This window comes from Massilia sp. X63, from assembly GCF_041023745.1.
GTDB lineage: Bacteria > Pseudomonadota > Gammaproteobacteria > Burkholderiales > Burkholderiaceae_D > Telluria.
Genome location: NZ_JBFTEF010000050.1, coordinates 1 through 765, shown reverse-complemented (window position 1 = coordinate 765; position 765 = coordinate 1). Strand labels below are relative to the sequence as shown.

General features: G+C 65.1%; 1 protein-coding gene. It reads right to left on the bottom strand.

Features of this window, described 5'->3' with window-relative positions; translation table 11 throughout:
* On the bottom strand, positions 1-765 hold a 765-nt coding region (locus AB3347_RS25900; RefSeq protein ID WP_369094523.1), incomplete at both ends, for an AAA family ATPase.

Genomic DNA, 765 nt, shown 5'->3' with positions numbered 1-765 from the left:
CCTGCACCGCCGCCTTCTCGGACTTGAGAATTTCTTCGTAGTCGTTGTACTCGCGCTCCAGGCGCGCGATCTCCTCGCCGATCAGCTCCAGGCGCCGCAGCGAGGCTTCGTCGGTTTCCTTGCGCACCGCTTCGCGCTCGATCTTCAGCTGGATCAGGCGGCGTTCGAGCTTGTCCATCACTTCCGGCTTGGAATCGATCTCGATCTTGATCTTCGAGGCCGCCTCGTCGATCAGGTCGATCGCCTTGTCCGGCAGGAAGCGGTCGCTGATGTAGCGGTGCGACAGCTCGGCCGCGGCGATGATGGCCGGGTCGGTGATCTCGACCTTGTGGTGCAGCTCGTACTTTTCCTGCAGGCCGCGCAGGATGGCGATGGTCGCCTCCACGCTCGGCTCGTCGACCATGATTTTCTGGAAGCGGCGCTCCAGCGCGGCGTCCTTCTCGACGTACTTGCGGTACTCGTCGAGCGTGGTCGCGCCCACGCAGTGCAGTTCGCCGCGCGCCAGCGCGGGCTTGAGCATGTTGCCGGCGTCCATCGCGCCTTCGGCCTTGCCGGCGCCGACCATGGTGTGGATCTCGTCGATGAAGACGATGGTCTGCCCTTCGTCCTGGGCCAGCTCCTTCAGCACGGTTTTCAGCCGTTCCTCGAATTCGCCGCGGTACTTGGCGCCGGCCAGCAGCGCCGCCATGTCGAGCGAGAGCACGCGCTTGCCCTTGAGCGAATCGGGCACCTCGCCGTTGACGATGCGCTGCGCCAGGCCCTCGA